Origin of the sequence: Agrobacterium sp. lyk4-40-TYG-31 (assembly GCF_030209855.1) — a bacterium.
Classification (GTDB): domain Bacteria; phylum Pseudomonadota; class Alphaproteobacteria; order Rhizobiales; family Rhizobiaceae; genus Agrobacterium; species Agrobacterium vaccinii.
The window spans coordinates 15,662-32,998 of record NZ_JARVRE010000020.1; the positions used below are offsets into that span (position 1 = coordinate 15,662).

15 protein-coding genes and 1 pseudogene are annotated in these 17,337 nt (G+C 57.5%); 8 read left to right on the forward strand and 8 right to left on the reverse strand.

Features of this window, described 5'->3' with window-relative positions; genetic code table 11:
* The first annotated feature begins 142 nt into the window (after window positions 1-142).
* Window positions 143-472 carry an RcnB family protein gene (locus QRN55_RS23520; RefSeq protein ID WP_284778509.1) on the forward strand — a complete coding sequence of 110 codons (330 nt, stop codon included), beginning with the start codon at window positions 143-145 and terminating at the stop codon, window positions 470-472.
* Window positions 473-588: 116 nt separating this feature from the next.
* Here the strand turns inward: QRN55_RS23520 and zigA are convergent, their stop codons facing one another.
* The gene (zigA, locus tag QRN55_RS23525) at window positions 589-1,794 is read right to left on the reverse strand and encodes a zinc metallochaperone GTPase ZigA (protein ID WP_233136459.1); all 1,206 of its coding nucleotides are present in this window, start codon (window positions 1,792-1,794) and stop codon (window positions 589-591) included.
* Window positions 1,795-1,872: 78 nt separating this feature from the next.
* The gene (gene znuA / locus QRN55_RS23530) at window positions 1,873-2,865 is read right to left on the reverse strand and encodes a zinc ABC transporter substrate-binding protein ZnuA (protein ID WP_284778510.1); all 993 of its coding nucleotides are present in this window, start codon (window positions 2,863-2,865) and stop codon (window positions 1,873-1,875) included.
* Window positions 2,866-2,968: 103 nt separating this feature from the next.
* Here znuA and znuC point away from each other — a divergent pair, with 103 nt between their 5' ends.
* From znuC to QRN55_RS23545, 3 genes are read left to right on the forward strand one after another with little or no spacing between them, the layout of a single operon-like run.
* Window positions 2,969-3,877 (forward strand): zinc ABC transporter ATP-binding protein ZnuC, encoded by a 909-nt coding sequence (gene znuC, locus QRN55_RS23535; RefSeq protein ID WP_284778511.1) that lies wholly within the window; start codon window positions 2,969-2,971, stop codon window positions 3,875-3,877.
* A complete protein-coding gene (gene znuB / locus QRN55_RS23540) occupies window positions 3,870-4,688 on the forward strand; it encodes a zinc ABC transporter permease subunit ZnuB (protein WP_284778512.1) in 819 nt (272 codons plus the stop codon). Before znuC ends, znuB begins: the two co-directional genes overlap by 8 nt.
* Window positions 4,685-5,089 carry a Fur family transcriptional regulator gene (locus QRN55_RS23545; RefSeq protein WP_111838361.1) on the forward strand — a complete coding sequence of 135 codons (405 nt, stop codon included), beginning with the start codon at window positions 4,685-4,687 and terminating at the stop codon, window positions 5,087-5,089. The genes znuB and QRN55_RS23545 overlap by 4 nt, the downstream gene beginning before the upstream one ends.
* Here QRN55_RS23545 and QRN55_RS23550 read toward each other — a convergent pair.
* A pseudogene (locus QRN55_RS23550) lies at window positions 5,086-5,612 on the reverse strand (gamma carbonic anhydrase family protein). The gene QRN55_RS23545 and the pseudogene QRN55_RS23550 sit on opposite strands and share 4 nt — an antisense overlap.
* A 15-nt stretch (window positions 5,613-5,627) precedes the next feature.
* Window positions 5,628-6,317 carry a fumarylacetoacetate hydrolase family protein gene (locus QRN55_RS23555; RefSeq protein WP_284778513.1) on the reverse strand — a complete coding sequence of 230 codons (690 nt, stop codon included), beginning with the start codon at window positions 6,315-6,317 and terminating at the stop codon, window positions 5,628-5,630.
* A 136-nt stretch (window positions 6,318-6,453) separates the two neighbouring features.
* Between QRN55_RS23555 and dusA the strand changes: the two genes are divergently transcribed.
* Window positions 6,454-7,464 carry a tRNA dihydrouridine(20/20a) synthase DusA gene (gene dusA, locus QRN55_RS23560; protein ID WP_284778514.1) on the forward strand — a complete coding sequence of 337 codons (1,011 nt, stop codon included), beginning with the start codon at window positions 6,454-6,456 and terminating at the stop codon, window positions 7,462-7,464.
* 25 nt (window positions 7,465-7,489) lie between these two features.
* Here the strand turns inward: dusA and QRN55_RS23565 are convergent, their stop codons facing one another.
* Entirely contained in the window at window positions 7,490-8,290 is an 801-nt protein-coding gene (locus tag QRN55_RS23565; RefSeq protein ID WP_284778515.1) for a DUF72 domain-containing protein, read from the reverse strand.
* Window positions 8,291-8,332: 42 nt separating this feature from the next.
* The gene (gene uvrA / locus QRN55_RS23570; protein WP_284778516.1) at window positions 8,333-11,254 is read right to left on the reverse strand and encodes an excinuclease ABC subunit UvrA; all 2,922 of its coding nucleotides are present in this window, start codon (window positions 11,252-11,254) and stop codon (window positions 8,333-8,335) included.
* A 288-nt stretch (window positions 11,255-11,542) separates the two neighbouring features.
* On the opposite strand from uvrA, the gene QRN55_RS23575 reads away from it, so the two are divergent.
* Window positions 11,543-12,067, forward strand: a complete 525-nt coding sequence (locus tag QRN55_RS23575; RefSeq protein ID WP_111838355.1) for a single-stranded DNA-binding protein — start codon at window positions 11,543-11,545, stop codon at window positions 12,065-12,067.
* A gap of 26 nt (window positions 12,068-12,093) precedes the next feature.
* The gene (locus QRN55_RS23580) at window positions 12,094-12,357 is read left to right on the forward strand and encodes a hypothetical protein (RefSeq protein ID WP_111838354.1); all 264 of its coding nucleotides are present in this window, start codon (window positions 12,094-12,096) and stop codon (window positions 12,355-12,357) included.
* A gap of 88 nt (window positions 12,358-12,445) precedes the next feature.
* On the opposite strand, the gene QRN55_RS23585 is transcribed toward QRN55_RS23580, so the two are convergent.
* Together QRN55_RS23585 and QRN55_RS23590 are read right to left on the reverse strand one after the other, a co-directional pair.
* Entirely contained in the window at window positions 12,446-13,594 is a 1,149-nt protein-coding gene (locus QRN55_RS23585) for an HPP family protein (RefSeq protein WP_284778517.1), read from the reverse strand.
* Between the two features lie 20 nt (window positions 13,595-13,614).
* Window positions 13,615-14,244 (reverse strand): MarC family protein, encoded by a 630-nt coding sequence (locus QRN55_RS23590; protein ID WP_111838352.1) that lies wholly within the window; start codon window positions 14,242-14,244, stop codon window positions 13,615-13,617.
* A gap of 253 nt (window positions 14,245-14,497) precedes the next feature.
* Here QRN55_RS23590 and gyrA point away from each other — a divergent pair, with 253 nt between their 5' ends.
* Entirely contained in the window at window positions 14,498-17,299 is a 2,802-nt protein-coding gene (gene gyrA, locus QRN55_RS23595) for a DNA gyrase subunit A (protein WP_284778518.1), read from the forward strand.
* The last annotated feature ends 38 nt before the right edge of the window (window positions 17,300-17,337 follow it).

The window sequence follows — 17,337 nt, forward strand, 5'->3', positions numbered from 1 at the left end:
TTTTTCACCAAATACTGATTATGAACTTTAATTGATCGATCTAAATGGCTGCGATCATTACGGATTTGTAATTTCTAAATTCAGTTTCCGTTCATTGTTGTGACGATATGGTCTGTCCATCACTTCACGAAAGGAAACATCGATGAAAAAGATCTTCTCCATCCTTCTTGCCGCTACCGTGCTTGCTGCTCCCCTGGCCGCTCAAGCGCAGAGCCGCCATGACGACCGTCCTGGCCACCGAACGATGGAACGGACGGTCACCACCAAGAAGGTGATCATCAAGAAGCATCGTTGGGACCGTGGCCAGCGCCTAGCGGCGAAGGATCGCCGCCACTTTGTTGATCGCCGCGATTATCGTCGGCATAACCTGAGAGAGCCCGGTCGTGGCCAGCGTTGGGTGCGCGTCGACAATCAGTATCTGCTGATCAACGCCGTGAACGGCCTCATTATCGGCCTGTCCAACGCGCGCTAAATCACCCGAAACTTGCTCCTGCGGCCATGGATCATATCCATGGCCGCAGTCGTTTCCGGGGATCGTGTCATCCGTCACGGCAGCGCATTGAAAACGTGAGGCTGGTGTCCTCATCGTCATGCCGCCCGCCTGTTCCAATCGGGGAAGGGGTCGGTGAGCGAACGCCAGGCCTTCGGCGTAAAGGTCGCCGCGTCGATCAGGCACGCATCCAGCGCCAGTCGGAGTTCGGCTTCACTCATTGGGTCTGCGCCGATGAACACGATTTCCTGTCGCCGGTCTCCCCATGTGTCATCCATATAAGGCGCCAGCATGCGCGCAAAGCCCGGGTCTTCCGGCCAGTGCTTCTTAGGAACGGATGACCACCACAGTCCCATCTTACCCGTTTTTACCAAGGCACCCGCCTGACTGATCTCTCCGACATGATCAGGTCGTGTTGCGAGCCAGAAGAAACCTTTGGCTCGGATCACGCCCGGCCAATCCCGGTTGATGAAGGCGTGAAAACGGGCGGGGTCGAATGGACGCTTCGCGCGGTAGACGAAGGAGCGGATGCCGTATTCTTCCGTTTCCGGCATGTGACCCTTGAAGCCGTGCAACTCCTTGAACCACAGGGGATGGGTTTCCGCCTCAGCGAAATCGAATAGTCCTGTGCCCAGAACGGCCTTCAGGTCGACATTGCCATGATCCGTCTCGATGAGTTTTGCATCCGGGTTGAGGCCGATGACGATCTTTCTTGCAGCATCGCGCTCAGCAGCTGTGGCGGTGGATACCTTGTTCAGCACGACCACGTCTGCAAATTCGATCTGCTCAACCAGCAGGTCCACTAACGTGCGGCTGTCGCCATCTCCCGCCGTCTCGCCACGATCGGCCAGAAAATCTGCCGATCCATAATCTTTCAGCAAATTGGCGCAATCCACCACCGTCACCATCGTATCGAGCTTGGCAACATCGGAAAGGCTCTGGCCGTTCTCATCACGAAAATCGAAGGTAGCAGCCACGGGCAGGGGCTCAGCGATGCCCGTTGATTCAATCAGCAGATAATCGAACCTGTCCTGCTCGGCCAATTGCCTGACCTCGTTCAAAAGATCATCACGCAGCGTGCAACAGATGCATCCATTGGTCATCTCGACAAGCTGTTCCTGTGTGCGGGAGAGATTGGCGCCGCCATCGCGGATCAAGGCGGCGTCGATGTTGACTTCGCTCATATCGTTGACGATCACCGCAACGCGCAGTCCCTCACGGTTCCCGAGGATATGATTGAGAAGCGTGGTTTTTCCAGCGCCCAGAAATCCAGAGAGAACGGTAACGGGCAATTTCCCAGTCATAGTGGCACTCCATTGTAATAGTATTACATCTTTGGGCAAAATGAAGGGCGGCGTAAGCCACCCTTCACAAAGTCGATCTTAGGATAGGCAATCTTTTAGCGATGTCGCGATGCCACGCATCAGCTTGAAATACAGATCGGGACCGGCATCCAGTGTGCCTGCTTCCGGGTCGAGCGTGCCCGACTTCGCATTCGTACCTTCGATGACGACATTGACCAGCTTCGGCTCGAACTGCGGTTCTGCGAAGACGCAGGTCGCATTCAGTTCCTTTACCTTGGCATGAATCTGCTTGATGCGGTCAGCACCCGGAATGGTCTCCGGGCTGACGGTAATCGAACCGGCTGTCTTCACGCCGTAGCGATGTTCGAAATATTGGTAGGCATCATGGAATACGACGAAGGGTTTGTCCTTGATGGGGGCAACGTTCGCTGTAATCTCAGCATCCAGCGCGTCGAGCTTATCCACCAGTTTCAGGGTGTTGTCTTGATAGGTCTTCGCATTGCCGGGATCGGCGGTGATCAAGGTCTTCTCGATTTCGACGGCCATGGCTTTCGCATTGGTCGGATCGAGCCACAGGTGCATGTCATACTCACCCTCATCGTGATCATGGCCGTCGTCGTGGCTGTGATTATGAGCATGCTCTTCCTCATGCTTGTGGTCGTCACCCTCTGCATGGTCATGGCCTTCGTGCTCACCATGGTCGTGCGCCTCGAAAGGGCCACCCTCACGGAACGGCAGTTTCTCGACGCCCTTCGCATCGTCAAGCTCAATGACCGTAGCCTTGCCAGCCAGCGAATGAAGCGGCTTTTCCAGAAACTTCTCAAGACCGTCACCCACCCAGAAGATAACATCCGCGCCTTCGATAGCCCGCGCGTTGGATGGCTTCAGCGAATAGGTATGGGGAGACGCGCCGCCTTCCACGATCAATGTCGGTTCGCCGACACCCTGCATGATGGCCGCGACGAGAGAATGAATAGGTTTGATAGAAACCACCACATTCGGCGCGGCCATGGCGTTGGACGATGCGATCATGGCTGCGGAGGCGAGAAGAAGGGTGGCGATTGTTTTCATGCGGTATGCTCCACTTGTATGGATATGTTATGTTATTACATATGTTGCGTAACGCTATAACGTATGCGATAGCCATGTGCAACACCGACAAACGGAAAAATACATGCTTCACTCTCCGGTCAAAACCGACGGAAAACTGGTCTCTCTTTCCAACGCTGGCGTGCAGCGCGCGGGGCGCTGGCTGGTGCGTGGCGTGGAGTTTTCCGTGGGCAGAGGCGAGATCGTCACGCTGATCGGCCCCAACGGATCCGGCAAATCCACCAGCGCGAAAATGGCGACCGGTGTGCTGAAGCCAGATGAAGGACATGTCGAGCGCATCGCCGGGTTGAAGGTCGGCTATGTGCCGCAGAAGCTTTCCGTTGACTGGACCATGCCGCTGACCGTTCGGCGGTTGATGACGCTGACCGGACAATTGCCCGCCCGCGAAATCGACGCCGCACTCGACGCAACCGGCATTTTGCATCTGGCCAGGGCCGAAGTGCAGCATCTCTCGGGCGGCGAATTTCAGCGTGCGTTGCTGGCGCGGGCCGTGGCTCGCAAACCGGATTTGCTTGTGCTGGATGAGCCCGTGCAGGGGGTGGATTTTTCCGGCGAGATCGCCCTTTACGACCTTATCAAAACCATTCGCAACACCACCGGCTGCGGCATTTTGCTGATCTCGCATGATCTGCATGTCGTGATGGCGGAAACCGATACCGTGATCTGCCTGAACGGCCACGTCTGCTGCCGTGGCACACCACAGGTGGTCAGCCAGAGTCCGGAATATATGCGTCTGTTCGGTGGCGCTGCGGGACGTGGACTTGCCGTTTACAGCCACGATCACGACCATACGCATCTGCCCGATGGACGCGTACAACATGCCGATGGATCCGTGACGGACCATTGCCATCCGCACGACGGGCATCATCACGACCACGCGCACGAGGACAACTGCGGTTGCGGCCATGATCACGACGATGGGCACCATCATGCCGGGCACGCGGCTCATGTACCGGGAGCAAAGCATGTTTGACGATTTCTTCGTGCGGGCCATGGTTGCGGGCATCGGTGTCGCCCTGATGGCGGGGCCGCTGGGCTGTTTCGTCGTTTGGCGTCGCATGGCCTATTTCGGCGATACGATGGCACATTCGGCGTTGCTCGGTGTGGCGATCTCGCTGCTGTTCCAGATCAATCTGATCGTCAGCGTCTTTATCGTCGCGTCCCTGGTGTCGCTGATCCTGTTGTTTCTGCAACGGAGCCAGGCCCTGTCTGCGGATGCCCTGCTAGGCATTCTCTCGCATTCGGCGCTTGCCTTCGGGCTGGTCATCGTGGCCTTCATGACCTGGGTCCGTATCGATCTCGTGGCTTTCCTATTCGGGGATATTCTGGCGGTTACCGTGTCGGATATCCAGCTGATATGGGGCGGCGGCGTGGTCGTTCTGGTTGCGATTGCCTATTTGTGGAAACCGCTGCTCGCTTCCACGGTCAATGCAGAACTGGCCGAGGCGGAGGGCATGCGGCCGGAGCGCTCGAAACTGCTGTTCATGCTGCTGATGGCGCTCGTCATCGCCATCGCCATGAAAATTGTCGGCATCATGCTGATCACATCGCTGCTCATCATTCCGGCAGCCACAGCGCGTCGTTTCTCGTCCACGCCGGAAGTCATGGCCGTTTTGGCATCGCTCATCGGAGCAGTCGCGGTCTTTGGCGGGTTGATGGGCTCGCTGCATTACGATACGCCTTCAGGACCATCCATCGTTGTTGCAGCCGTTCTGCTGTTCATTTTCAGTCTCTTGCCTGCGCCCAAATTCGCGCGAAAGGCAGAGCAGGGAGGTCGCCCATGACCAGTCTAAACCTCACGCGCAACCAGTCTCTGGTCTACGATGCGCTCACGCGCTCGCAGGCACCGCTCAGCGCTTACGTTATTCTCGACAAATTGCGGGACAGTGGTTTTCGCGCGCCCTTGCAGGTCTACCGCGCGCTGGAAAAGCTGATCGAACTCGGCATCGTGCACCGGTTGGAGAGCCTCAACGCTTTCGTCGCGTGCTCACATACGCAAACGGATTGCTGCACGCACCACCACGGCACGGTCGCATTCGCCATTTGCAACGCCTGCGGTCAGGTCACGGAATTTCATGATCACCAAATCGATCATCGTCTGGGTGATTGGGTCAAGAACCAGAAGTTTAAGGCGGAAAAAACCACGATCGAAATACGTGGGCTTTGCGAAGCCTGCGCCGCCTAGAGCGGCTGCAAATCTCTGGAAAAGCGCCGCCAGTTGTCGACATACCTGGCGGCGGATGACTTGAGGGACTGAACCGCCGCATCATCAAGCGTGCGAATGGCCCGCGCAGGTGACCCGACGATCAGTGAATTGTCGGGGAATTCCTTTCCTTCGGTAACCAGCGCATTGGCACCGATCAGGCAGTTCTTGCCGATCTTCGCGCCGTTCAGCACTGTGGCACCCATACCGACCAGCGAGTTATCGCCAATGGTGCAGCCATGAATGATGGCGTGGTGGCCATGGTGCAACCTTCGCCAATCGTGGCCGGAAAGCCGGGATCGCTGTGCACCATCACGCCTTCCTGAATATTGGTGCCGCGCCCAACGGTGATCGGCTCATTATCGCCGCGCAACGTTGCGCCGAACCAGATGCCGACATCCTCGCCGATGGTGACGGACCCGATGACATTCGCATCGGGCGCGACCCAGTAGTGGTCAGGGGCAGGGGTTTGCGGCGCACGGTCGCCCAGACGATAAAGCGGCATGGCCTGTCCTCTACGTTATACGACTTTAACGGATAGCGCACCGACGCCATCCACGCCACACGTCATGACGTCACCCTCGACGATGGGGCCGACACCAGCGGGAGTTCCGGTCATGATCACATCTCCAGCAGCCAGCGTGAAAAGCTTGGACAGTTCGGCGATGATCTCAGCCGTCTTCCAGATCATCTGGTCGAGATCGCCGGACTGCTTTCGCTCGCCGTTGACGTCCAACCAGACAGCACCTTTGTCCGGGTGGCCGATTTTCGAGGCGGGAACGAGGGGCGAAACGGGGGCGGACGCCTCGAACGCCTTGGCACCTTCCCATGAACGGCCCATCTTCTTCAGGGTGTCCTGCATGTCACGGCGCGTCATATCGATGCCGACGGCATAGCCCCAGACATGATCGAGCGCGTTTTCCACCATAATGTCGGAGCCGCCGCTTTTCAACGCAACGACGCATTCGACCTCGAAATGGACGTTCGAAGACAGCGCCGGGTAGGGGAAATCCTGGCCCGCGGGCAAAAGGTTTTCAGCGTTTTTCTGGAAGAAGAACGGAGGTTCGCGCGATGGATCATGACCCATCTCGATGGCGTGGTCCGCATAGTTCCGCCCCACGCAATACACCCGGCGGACCGGAAAAGTCTCGCTGCTGCCTTCAACGGGCAACAGGACGGATGGTGGAACGGGAATGACGGTCGCGGACATGGTGAGCTCCTGATTTCTGTCTTTGGTTGTCCCTCGATTCTGCCTGGAATTCCAGTTCAAAAAACACTGGCGTGGGAAAACTGGCATTATCCCGCGCATTGCGATAGAAGCCGGACGTTAAGAGGTTTCACGAGATATGTACCAAAAAGCACGCGCCACTGGCGGCAAAATCTTCGCAGTCGCACCGATGATCGACTGGACCGACACGCGATGCCGTTTTCTGCACCGGCAGCTATCCAGCCATGCGCTGCTCTACACCGAAATGATCGTGGCGGACGCCATTATCCACGGGCAGCGGGAAAAGCTGCTGGGCTATCATGTGCAGGAACATCCGGTCGCCCTTCAACTTGGTGGGTCCGATCCGGCAAAGCTGTCGGAAGCCGTGCGGATTGCTGCAGACTTCGGTTACGACGAAATCAATCTCAACGTTGGCTGCCCCTCGGACAGGGTTCAATCAGGCACATTCGGTGCATGCCTCATGCGAGAGCCGGAAACTGTTGCGCGCTGCGTGTCCGCGATGAAATCCGTCGCCACCGTGCCGGTGACTGTAAAGTGCCGTATCGGTGTCGATGATCAGGACCCTGAGATCGTGCTGCCCGATTTCATCGCCCGCGTGGTGGCAGAGGGCGCCGACGCAGTCTGGGTACACGCCCGAAAAGCATGGCTTCAGGGGCTGTCGCCAAAGGAAAACAGAGACGTGCCGCCGCTGGACTACGACCTCGTCTACCGGATGAAGCAGCGAAATCCCGACGTTTTTATCGGCATCAACGGTGGAATCACCGATCTCGATCAGGCCGAAGAGCATCTGAAACATATGGACGGGGTGATGCTTGGCCGCGCTGCCTATCACAACACCTCCACCCTCGCGGATGTCGATCATCGCATTTACGGCGCGCCGGAAAGCGTGCCTGACTGGCTGGCGCTGCGAGATAAAATGATGGATTACGCAGCCGACTACATCGCCAATGGTGGGCGTCTCAACCACGTCACCCGTCACATGGTAGGGCTGTTTCAGGGATTGCCCGGTGCGCGCCGGTTCCGCCAGATTCTGTCGAGTGATGCGACCCGCCCAGGTGCGGGCCCGGAAGTGATCGCGGCGGCCTTTTCCGCCATCAATTTCGATGCGCAGGAGCCCCTGGCAGGATAGCGACACGTCGTGTGTCGCACCAATATCAAACCAATGTTTGCAGCATCTTAGCGCCATTGGGAGCATTGACCTTGCCGCCGGTTATGAAGAAGGCAAAGACGTCGCGTGACTTTTTCTCTGCTCTTCGATCCGGCGCGATCAGCGGAAGGTCATCCGGTACCGAACCTCCAGCATAGGTCTTCAAGCGTTCGCCCCAGGCTTTTACATCCTTCTCAGGATAGCATGTTTCGATGTCGTCCTCGCCTTTTTGCAGGCGGCAATAGACGAAGTCAGCCGTCACATCCGGCAACATCGGATAGTCGTGATGGTCGGCGCAGACGACGGCAACCTTGTGTTTTGCCAGAAGATCGATGAATTCGGGAACCTGAAAGCTCGGATTGCGAACCTCCACCACATGCTGCAAGGTCAGTCCGTCCTGCTTTTCCGGCAGGAGTGCCAGAAAGCCAGCGAAGTCTTCCGGCTCGAATTTCTTTGTCGGCGCAAATTGCCACAGGATTGGGCCTAGATGATCGCCCAGCTCCGTCAGGCCTTGGGTGAGAAATTTCGCCATCGATTCACCCGCCTCGGCCAACACCTTGCGGTTCGTCACGAAGCGGCTGGCTTTTAGCGAGAAAATGAAGCCATCGGGGACTTCCGACGCCCACTTCGCGAATGTCTCCGGTTTCTGGCTGCCGTAATAGGTGCCATTGACCTCGATGGCCGCCAACTGACTGCTGGCATGTTCGAGCTGACGTCGCTTCGGCATTTTTTCAGGATAGAATGTGCCTTCCCAAGGCTCGAAGGTCCAGCCGCCAATGCCGGTGCGGATCGTGCCAGTCTTGCTCATTCTTCTCTCCCGTGAATGCCTAGCCCCGGTGCAGAGGGCGCGTTACTCCGCTGCCTCAATCTTTCGGTCGGAACGACGCTCCAGCAGTTCTTTCAGGAAATGACCGGTATAGGAGCGCTTCTCCTTGACGATCTGTTCCGGCGTGCCGGTTGCCACGATCTCACCGCCGCCAGTACCGCCTTCGGGACCGATATCAATGACCCAATCCGCAGTCTTGATGACTTCGAGATTGTGCTCGATGACGACGACGGAGTTGCCCTGATTAACGAGTTCGTGCAGCATTTCCAAGAGCTTGTTGACGTCGTGGAAATGCAGGCCGGTCGTTGGCTCGTCGAGAATATAGAGCGTGCGGCCTGTTGAACGTTTGGACAGCTCCTTCGCCAGCTTGACGCGCTGCGCTTCACCACCCGACAGGGTGTTGGCCTGCTGCCCAACCTTGATGTAGCCAAGTCCGACGTCGAACAGCGACTGCAGCTTGTCACGCACGGCAGGTACCGCCGCAAAGAACTCCACACCTTCTTCGACCGTCATATCCAGAACGTCGGCGATGGATTTGGACTTGAACGTCACATCGAGTGTTTCACGATTGTAACGCTTGCCGTGGCAAACGTCACAGGTGACGTAAACGTCAGGCAAGAAGTGCATCTCGATCTTGATGACACCATCACCCTGACAGGCCTCGCATCGACCACCCTTTACGTTGAAGGAGAAACGACCAGGTGCATAACCACGTGCCTTGGATTCCGGCAAACCTGCAAACCAGTCGCGGATTGGTGTAAAAGCGCCCGTGTAGGTGGCCGGGTTGGAGCGCGGTGTGCGACCGATGGGTGACTGATCGATATCGATGACCTTGTCGATGAATTCGAAGCCATCGATGCGGTCATGTTCGGCTGGAATTTCGCGCGCACCCATGACGCGCCGCGCCGCGGATTTATACAGCGTCTCAATCAGGAATGTCGATTTTCCGCCACCCGAAACGCCAGTCACCGCAGTGAAGACGCCAAGCGGGACGGAGGCGGTGACATTCTTCAAATTGTTGCCGCGCGCGCCGACGACTTTGATTTCCTTACCCTTCTTGGCCTTGCGGCGCTCACTGGGAACCGCCACGCCAAGTTCGCCGGAAAGATACTTGCCGGTCAGCGATTTCGGGTTGGCCATCACCTGCTGCGGCGTACCTTCGGCAATCACCTCACCACCGTGAATACCAGCGGCGGGACCAATATCAACCACGTAATCCGCCGTCATGATCGCGTCTTCGTCATGCTCGACCACGATGACGGTGTTGCCGATATCGCGAAGATGTTTCAGCGTTTCCAGCAGACGTGCGTTGTCACGCTGGTGCAGGCCGATCGATGGCTCGTCGAGAACGTAGAGAACGCCTGTGAGGCCGGAGCCGATTTGCGAGGCGAGGCGAATACGCTGGCTCTCACCACCGGACAGGGTGCCGGAATTTCGCGACAGGCTCAAATAATCCAGCCCGACATCGTTGAGGAAGCGCAGGCGTTCGCGGATTTCCTTCAGGATACGAACGGCGATCTCATTCTGTTTGGCATTGAGCGATTCCGGCAAAACCTCGAACCAGTCGCGTGCTACGCGGATCGACATTTCCGTGATCTGGCCGATGTGCAGCTTGTTGATCTTCACCGCCAGGGCTTCCGGCTTCAGGCGATACCCGGCGCAGGCCGGGCAGGGTGCTGCCGACATGTAGCGTTCGATCTCTTCACGCGCCCAGGCGCTATCAGTCTCTTTCCAGCGGCGCTCGAGGTTTGGAACGATGCCTTCGAAGTTCTTGACCGTCTTATAGGAGCGCGCGCCGTCCTGATACTCGAACTCGACCTTATCGTCGGTCCCGTGAAGAATGGCCTTCTTCGCGGCATCCGTCAGGTCGTTCCAGCGGCTGGAAAGCTTGAATCCGAATGCTTTGCCAAGCGCTTCCAACGTCTGATTGTAATAGGGCGACGACGACTTTGCCCAAGGTGCGACGGCACCATCTTTCAAGGTGCGAGCAGGCTCCGGTACGATGAGCGCAATATCGACTTTCTGCTGCGAGCCAAGGCCATCGCAGGTTGGGCAGGCGCCAAAGGGATTGTTGAAGGAAAACAGGCGCGGTTCGATCTCGGAGATCGTGAAACCTGAAACCGGGCAGGCGAATTTTTCCGAGAAAAGCACCCGCTCATGGGTTTCGTTGAGCGACTTATTGGCCGAACCACCGGCTGACGTTTCCTCTGGGGGAAGGGGCTTGTCGGCAAATTCTGCAACAGCCAGACCGTCTGCGAGTTTCAGGCATGTTTCAAGACTGTCAGCCAAACGCGCAGCCATATCAGGCCGCACAACGGCGCGGTCCACAACCACGTCGATATCGTGCTTGTACTTCTTGTCCAGCGCCGGGACATCGGCAATTTCGTAGAACTGCCCGTCCACCTTGACGCGCTGGAAGCCCTTCTTCATCAGTTCGGCCAGCTCTTTTTTGTACTCGCCCTTACGACCTCTGATCATGGGTGCAAGAATATAGAGCCGTGTTCCCTCCTCGAAGGCGAGGATGCGGTCTACCATCTGGCTGACGGTTTGGCTCTCGATGGGCAGTCCGGTCGCTGGCGAATAGGGAACGCCGACACGCGCAAACAGTAGGCGCATGTAGTCATAGATTTCCGTGACAGTTCCGACCGTCGAGCGCGGATTGCGCGAAGTCGTCTTCTGCTCGATGGATATGGCGGGCGACAGACCTTCGATCTGGTCCACGTCGGGCTTCTGCATCATTTCCAGAAACTGGCGGGCATAGGCCGACAGGCTTTCGACGTAGCGACGCTGCCCCTCCGCATAGATCGTGTCGAATGCGAGAGAAGATTTGCCGGAGCCCGACAGCCCGGTCATGACGATCAGCTTGTTGCGCGGCAAATCCAGATCGATGCCCTTGAGGTTATGCTCGCGGGCGCCACGGATCGAAATCGTCTTTAATTCACTCATGAGGAGGCTCAAAATACTCGTTGGGAGGCGTAGGCTCTTATGTAATGACCGAAACCGGCGTGTCGAGGTATATTAAGATTTTCGTATGCTTTTCGATGCGCTTGACTCACTCGATTGCCTTTAATAGAACAAATGGAGAACACTTGACAAGTGTCTTCACAGGACAAAAACATTCCTTGTGGATTGTCGTTCCATCCGGTGCCCTTCCTGCGCAAGGATGGTCTATGGTGGATGAAATTTTGAACAGTATGAGGCTGGCCATGACGGCTGGTAGACAGGATTAAAGAGATGGCTGGCAGCGTAAACAAGGTTATTCTGGTTGGAAACGTCGGCGCTGATCCCGAAATTCGCCGCACGCAGGACGGTCGCCCCATCGCGAATTTGCGGATTGCCACGTCTGAAAGCTGGCGTGACCGTAATTCCGGCGAACGCCGCGAAAAGACCGAATGGCACACCGTCGTGGTTTTCAACGAAGGCCTCTGCAAGGTCGTCGAGCAATACGTGAAGAAGGGTGCCAAGCTCTATATCGAGGGCGCGCTTCAGACCCGCAAATGGCAGGACCAGACCGGCGCCGATCGTTACTCCACGGAAATCGTGTTACAGGGCTTCAACTCCACGCTGACCATGCTTGATGGTCGCGGTGAGGGCGGCGGTGGCGGAGCAGGCCGTGGCGGAGACGATTTCGGTGGTGGCGGTGGAAATTACGGCGGCGGCAACGATCAGCCATCGTCCTCTTCGCGCGGTGGCGCATCCCGCGGCGGCCAGCCAGCAGGCAATTTCAACAATGACATGGACGACGATATTCCATTCTGATTTTTGAACCATAGCAGGGGGCCAGCATGACTGAGACGACGACACCGACGCGCCAGCCATCGACCTGGCGCATCGTTCTTGCTGCGATTCTGGATTTCTTCACGGCCTTCTGGGTTTTTGGATACCTCGTCGCTGTTGTGTCTGGCGGACGCACGGAAAGCGGGTTCAGCCTGCAAGGCATGCCTGCGCTCATTCTCTTTGCGCTCATCGTTGCATACTTCCTGATCTTCAATCGCTACTTGGGCGGAACGATCTGGAAGCGCATTTTGAAGGCGAGACGGTCCGACTGAACGTTTGCTGAGGTTGAGGAGCACGCAGGCCATTAGGTTCGGCCTGGTGCTTCATTGGTCTGTTAGATGAAGTTTCGGTTGGCGGCGTTCATTTGCCAGCCTTGTCCGCCAACATTCCCACCATCACGTCCGATTGGGAAATGATGCCAGCAAGTTTGTTGTTGCCGTCAACTACCGGCAGATAGTGTAGGCCCTGTTCCGCCAGCATGATGATGGCGTACTCTATCGGCGTCTCCGGTGAGACGGTTTTGACCGGCGATGTCATGATGTCTTTGACGGTACCATTCGGCGCGCTGCGTCCTGAGAAAATCAGGCGTATGCGCTGAAGAAGCCCGATCACCGGGCGGCCACTCGTCCAGCTTGCCTTGTCCAGAAAATCCGTTTGCGTCACGATCCCCACGACTTCAGCTGTGTCGTTGGTGACCGGTAGAGCCTTGAAATGGTGTTCGCGCATCAGTTCGTGCGCGGTTTTCAGAGAGTCGTCCGGCGCCACACCTACGACGTCGTGTGACATGATGCTCGCGCAATCCAGATGGGTCGCGCGGCGTCTGTAGGAGCGCAGTTCGGTACGGCGCAAAATCGTTTCGAGATCGTCGCGATCAATGTCGATGACCTGATCATACTCCCTCAAGACATCATCGAGGTCATCTCTGGAAAAGCCGATACGTTGGACAGGTGAAGGGTCTTTCGTTCCATGGCTGGCGGGGACGGAGCGGACGACGTGAGGGTAACGACGGCCTGAGATGTTGTTGTAGATCACAGCGATGGCGAGAAGCGCTATGGAGTTTCCAGCCACTGGCCACAGCACGAAGCCGTAGCCCAATTCGTGAATGGCCGATCCACCCAATACCGCAGTCAGTGCAACAGCTCCGCTCGGCGGATGGAGGCAACGCAGCGTCATCATCGCTGCAATGGCGATGCTGATCGCCAGCGCTGCCGCTACAAAGGGATTTGCGACCAGCATTGCGACTGTTACGCCGACAAAGGCAGAAACGATATTGCCGCAGAGAATGGACCACGGCTGCGCAAGCGGGCTTGAGGGGACGGCGAACAACAGCACGGCGGATGCGCCCATGGGCGCGATGAGCGCTGGCAACGCGGAATTGTCGCCAACTGCCCAGTGCCCGATGAGGCCTGTCACAAGAATTCCGAGTAGTGCCCCGGTCGCGGAGCGAAGACGCTCCTTATAACTGACCGGCATTGTCTCCGGCACAAGACGGCGTAACGGATTTAGCATTCTGAAACTCTCGTGTGTCGTTACGACGCAATAACAGATTTCACGCCGTCCACCACGAACTGAACCGAAAGCGCTGCCAAAAGCACGCCCAACAGGCGGGTTAGGATGGCGCGGCCGGTGTTGCCGAGAAAGCGGTCCAGACGGTCGGCAGCCAGCAGCGCGAGAAACACCAGCAGCATGCTGAAGGCGAGGATGAGAATAAAGATGATCTTGTCGAACGTCGTCTGCATCGAGCCGGAGATCAGCACGGTTGCGGAAATCGCACCGGGGCCTGCGATCAACGGAAGCGCCAGCGGAAAGACAGCTATATTCTGGATGTGATCCAGCGTGATCGCCATTTCCGACGTCTTCTCCTTACGCTCCTGTCGCTTTTCGAAAATCATTTCAAAGGAAATCCAGAAGAGCAGAAGGCCGCCGGAGATGCGGAAGGCGCCGAGCGATATGCCGAGCAGTTCTAGAATGGACGAACCGAACAGAGCAAACAGGGCAAGGATGGCAAAGGCGATGATCGAGCCTCTCAGCGCCACTTGGCCACGCTGGGCCCGCGTCATGCCAACCGTCAGCGCTAGAAAGACAGGCGCAAGGCCGGGTGGGTCGAGTGTCACCAGCATCGTCGTCAACGCATTGATGAGAAGTTCGGTGGTTGCCATGGTGTCCCCGTTTCAGCGCTTGCAAACCCCATGCGATGGCAGGAGTTTCGACGTCTTGTTTTGCGTGATGGTAGGTAAGTCACGCCCGGTTTGAAACCCCGCCCGAGCCGTTTTCGCCCACTACCTTGATAAAACTGTGTATCGTCTTGCAAATGACGCAAAAGACTGTTCAAAACGCCCTTGGAAATTGGCGCTTTAGCACTGTTTCCGCTATAAAAATCCATCCGATTCTTAACATAGAATGTGATCCGATTTGACTGACCAGAGCCCCCCAGGCGGCGGAAAGCTTCCGCCAGGTATTGAGCCGATTTCCATCATGGAGGAAATGCAGCGGTCGTATCTCGATTACGCCATGAGCGTTATCGTCAGCCGTGCACTTCCAGACGTCCGTGACGGACTGAAACCCGTTCATCGCCGTATTCTTTACGGGATGAATGAACTCGGCCTCGACTGGAACAAGAAATACGTCAAGTCCGCCCGCGTAACCGGTGACGTGATGGGTAAATACCATCCACACGGGGACTCGGCGATTTACGACGCGTTGGCCCGTATGGCCCAGGACTGGTCGCTGCGCATGCCGCTGATCGATGGCCAGGGCAATTTCGGTTCCATCGACGGCGATCCGCCAGCTGCCCAGCGTTATACCGAATGCCGACTCGAGAAAGTGGCGCATGCGCTGCTGGATGATCTCGACAAGGAAACGGTCGATTTCCGCGACAACTATGATGGCACCATGACGGAGCCGGTCGTGGTTCCTGCCAAATTCCCCAACCTTCTCGTCAATGGCGCAGGCGGCATCGCCGTCGGCATGGCGACCAACATTCCTCCGCACAATCTGACCGAAGTCATCAACGGCTCCATAGCGCTGATCGACAACCCGGAGATCGAGTTGCCGGAACTGATGGAAATCATTCCCGGCCCGGATTTCCCGACAGGCGCCTTCATTCTCGGACGCTCGGGCATTCGTTCGGCTTACGAAACAGGCCGTGGTTCCGTCATCATGCGCGGTCGTGCGACGATCGAGCCGATGCGTGGCGACCGCGAGCAGATCATCATCACCGAAGTTCCCTTCCAGGTGAACAAGTCGTCGATGATCGAAAAGATGGCCGAACTGGTCAAGGACAAACGCGTCGAAGGCATTTCCGACCTTCGCGACGAGTCCGACCGCCAGGGTTACCGCGTGGTTGTCGAGCTCAAGCGTGATGCGAACGCTGAAGTTATTTTGAACCAGCTCTATCGTTACACGCCATTGCAGACGTCTTTCGGCTGCAACATGGTGGCGCTGAACGGCGGCAAGCCGGAGCAGATGACGCTGCTGGACATGCTGCGCGCCTTCGTGTCCTTCCGCGAAGAAGTCGTGAGCCGTCGTACCAAGTACCTGCTGCGCAAGGCGCGCGACCGCGCGCATGTGTTGGTGGGTCTGGCAATTGCCGTCGCCAATATCGACGAGGTCATTCGCGTCATCCGTCAGGCACCGGACCCGGCAACGGCGCGTGAGCAGTTGATGACACGCCGCTGGCCTGCCTCGGATGTCGAAAGCCTAATCATGCTGATCGACGATCCGCGCCACCGCATCAACGAGGACAAGACCTATAATCTGTCCGAAGAGCAGGCGCGCGCCATTCTCGAATTGCGCTTGGCACGTTTGACGGCTCTCGGTCGCGATGAAATCGGCGACGAGCTGAACAAGATCGGCGCCGAGATCAGCGAATATCTCGATATTTTGTCGTCCCGCATTCGCATTCAGCAGATCGTCAAGGATGAGCTGGCAGCCGTGCGTGATGAGTTCGGCACGCCGCGTCGAAGCCAGATCGTCGAAGGCGGTCCAGACATGGACGATGAAGACCTCATCGCCCGCGAAGACATGGTCGTGACCGTATCGCACCTCGGCTACATCAAGCGCGTGCCGTTGACGACCTACAAGGCGCAGCGTCGTGGCGGCAAAGGCCGCTCCGGCATGGCAACGCGCGATGCGGATTTCGTGAACCGGCTGTTCGTGGCAAACACGCATACGCCCGTTCTGTTCTTCTCCTCGCGCGGTATCGTCTACAAGGAAAAGGTCTGGCGCCTGCCCATCGGCACCCCGCAGTCCAAGGGCAAAGCGCTGATCAACATGCTTCCTCTCGCAGCTGGCGAGCGCATCACCACCATCATGCCATTGCCGGAAGACGAGACGACGTGGGAAACGCTGGACGTGATGTTCTCGACCACGCGCGGAACGGTGCGCCGTAACAAGCTCTCCGACTTCGTTCAGGTCAACCGAAACGGCAAGATCGCGATGAAGCTGGACGAAGAGGGCGACGAAATCCTCTCCGTCGAAACCTGTACCGAGCGTGACGACGTGCTGCTGACTACGGCGCTGGGCCAGTGCATTCGCTTCTCCGTGGATGACGTTCGTGTCTTTGCAGGCCGTAACTCGGTCGGCGTGCGCGGCATCAACATGGGCGAGGGCGATCGCATCATCTCCATGACCATCGTTGGCAGCAGCAATGCACAGCCATGGGAGCGTGCGGCCTATCTGAAGCGTTCTGCCGCCGAGCGTCGTGCCGCAGGTGTGGACGAAGAAGATATCGCATTGGTCGGCGAAGAGGTTCTCGAAGAGGGCGATCTTGGCGAAGAGCGCTATCAGGAACTGAAGGCACGCGAACAATTCGTGCTGACTGTCTCCCAGAAGGGCTTCGGCAAGCGTTCCTCGTCATACGACTTCCGTACATCCGGTCGTGGCGGCAAGGGCATCCGTGCCACCGATACGTCCAAGACGACTGAAATCGGTGAACTGGTTGCGGCCTTCCCGGTCGAAGACGGCGACCAGATCATGCTCGTCTCCGATGGCGGCCAGCTGATCCGCGTGCCTGTCAACGGCATCCGCATCGCCAGCCGCGCCACCAAGGGCGTGACGATCTTCTCCACTGCCAAGGATGAGAAGGTTGTGTCGGTCGAGCGCATCAATGAGCCTGAGGGTGACGACGAGGTCGAAGCCATCGAGGGTGAAGTGGTCGTTGAAGGTGGGACTGCCGACGACGCAGCCGCTCCAGAGGGTGACGCTCAGGATTGATAATATTAAAACGGCGGGCTCAACCCCGCCGTTTTCGT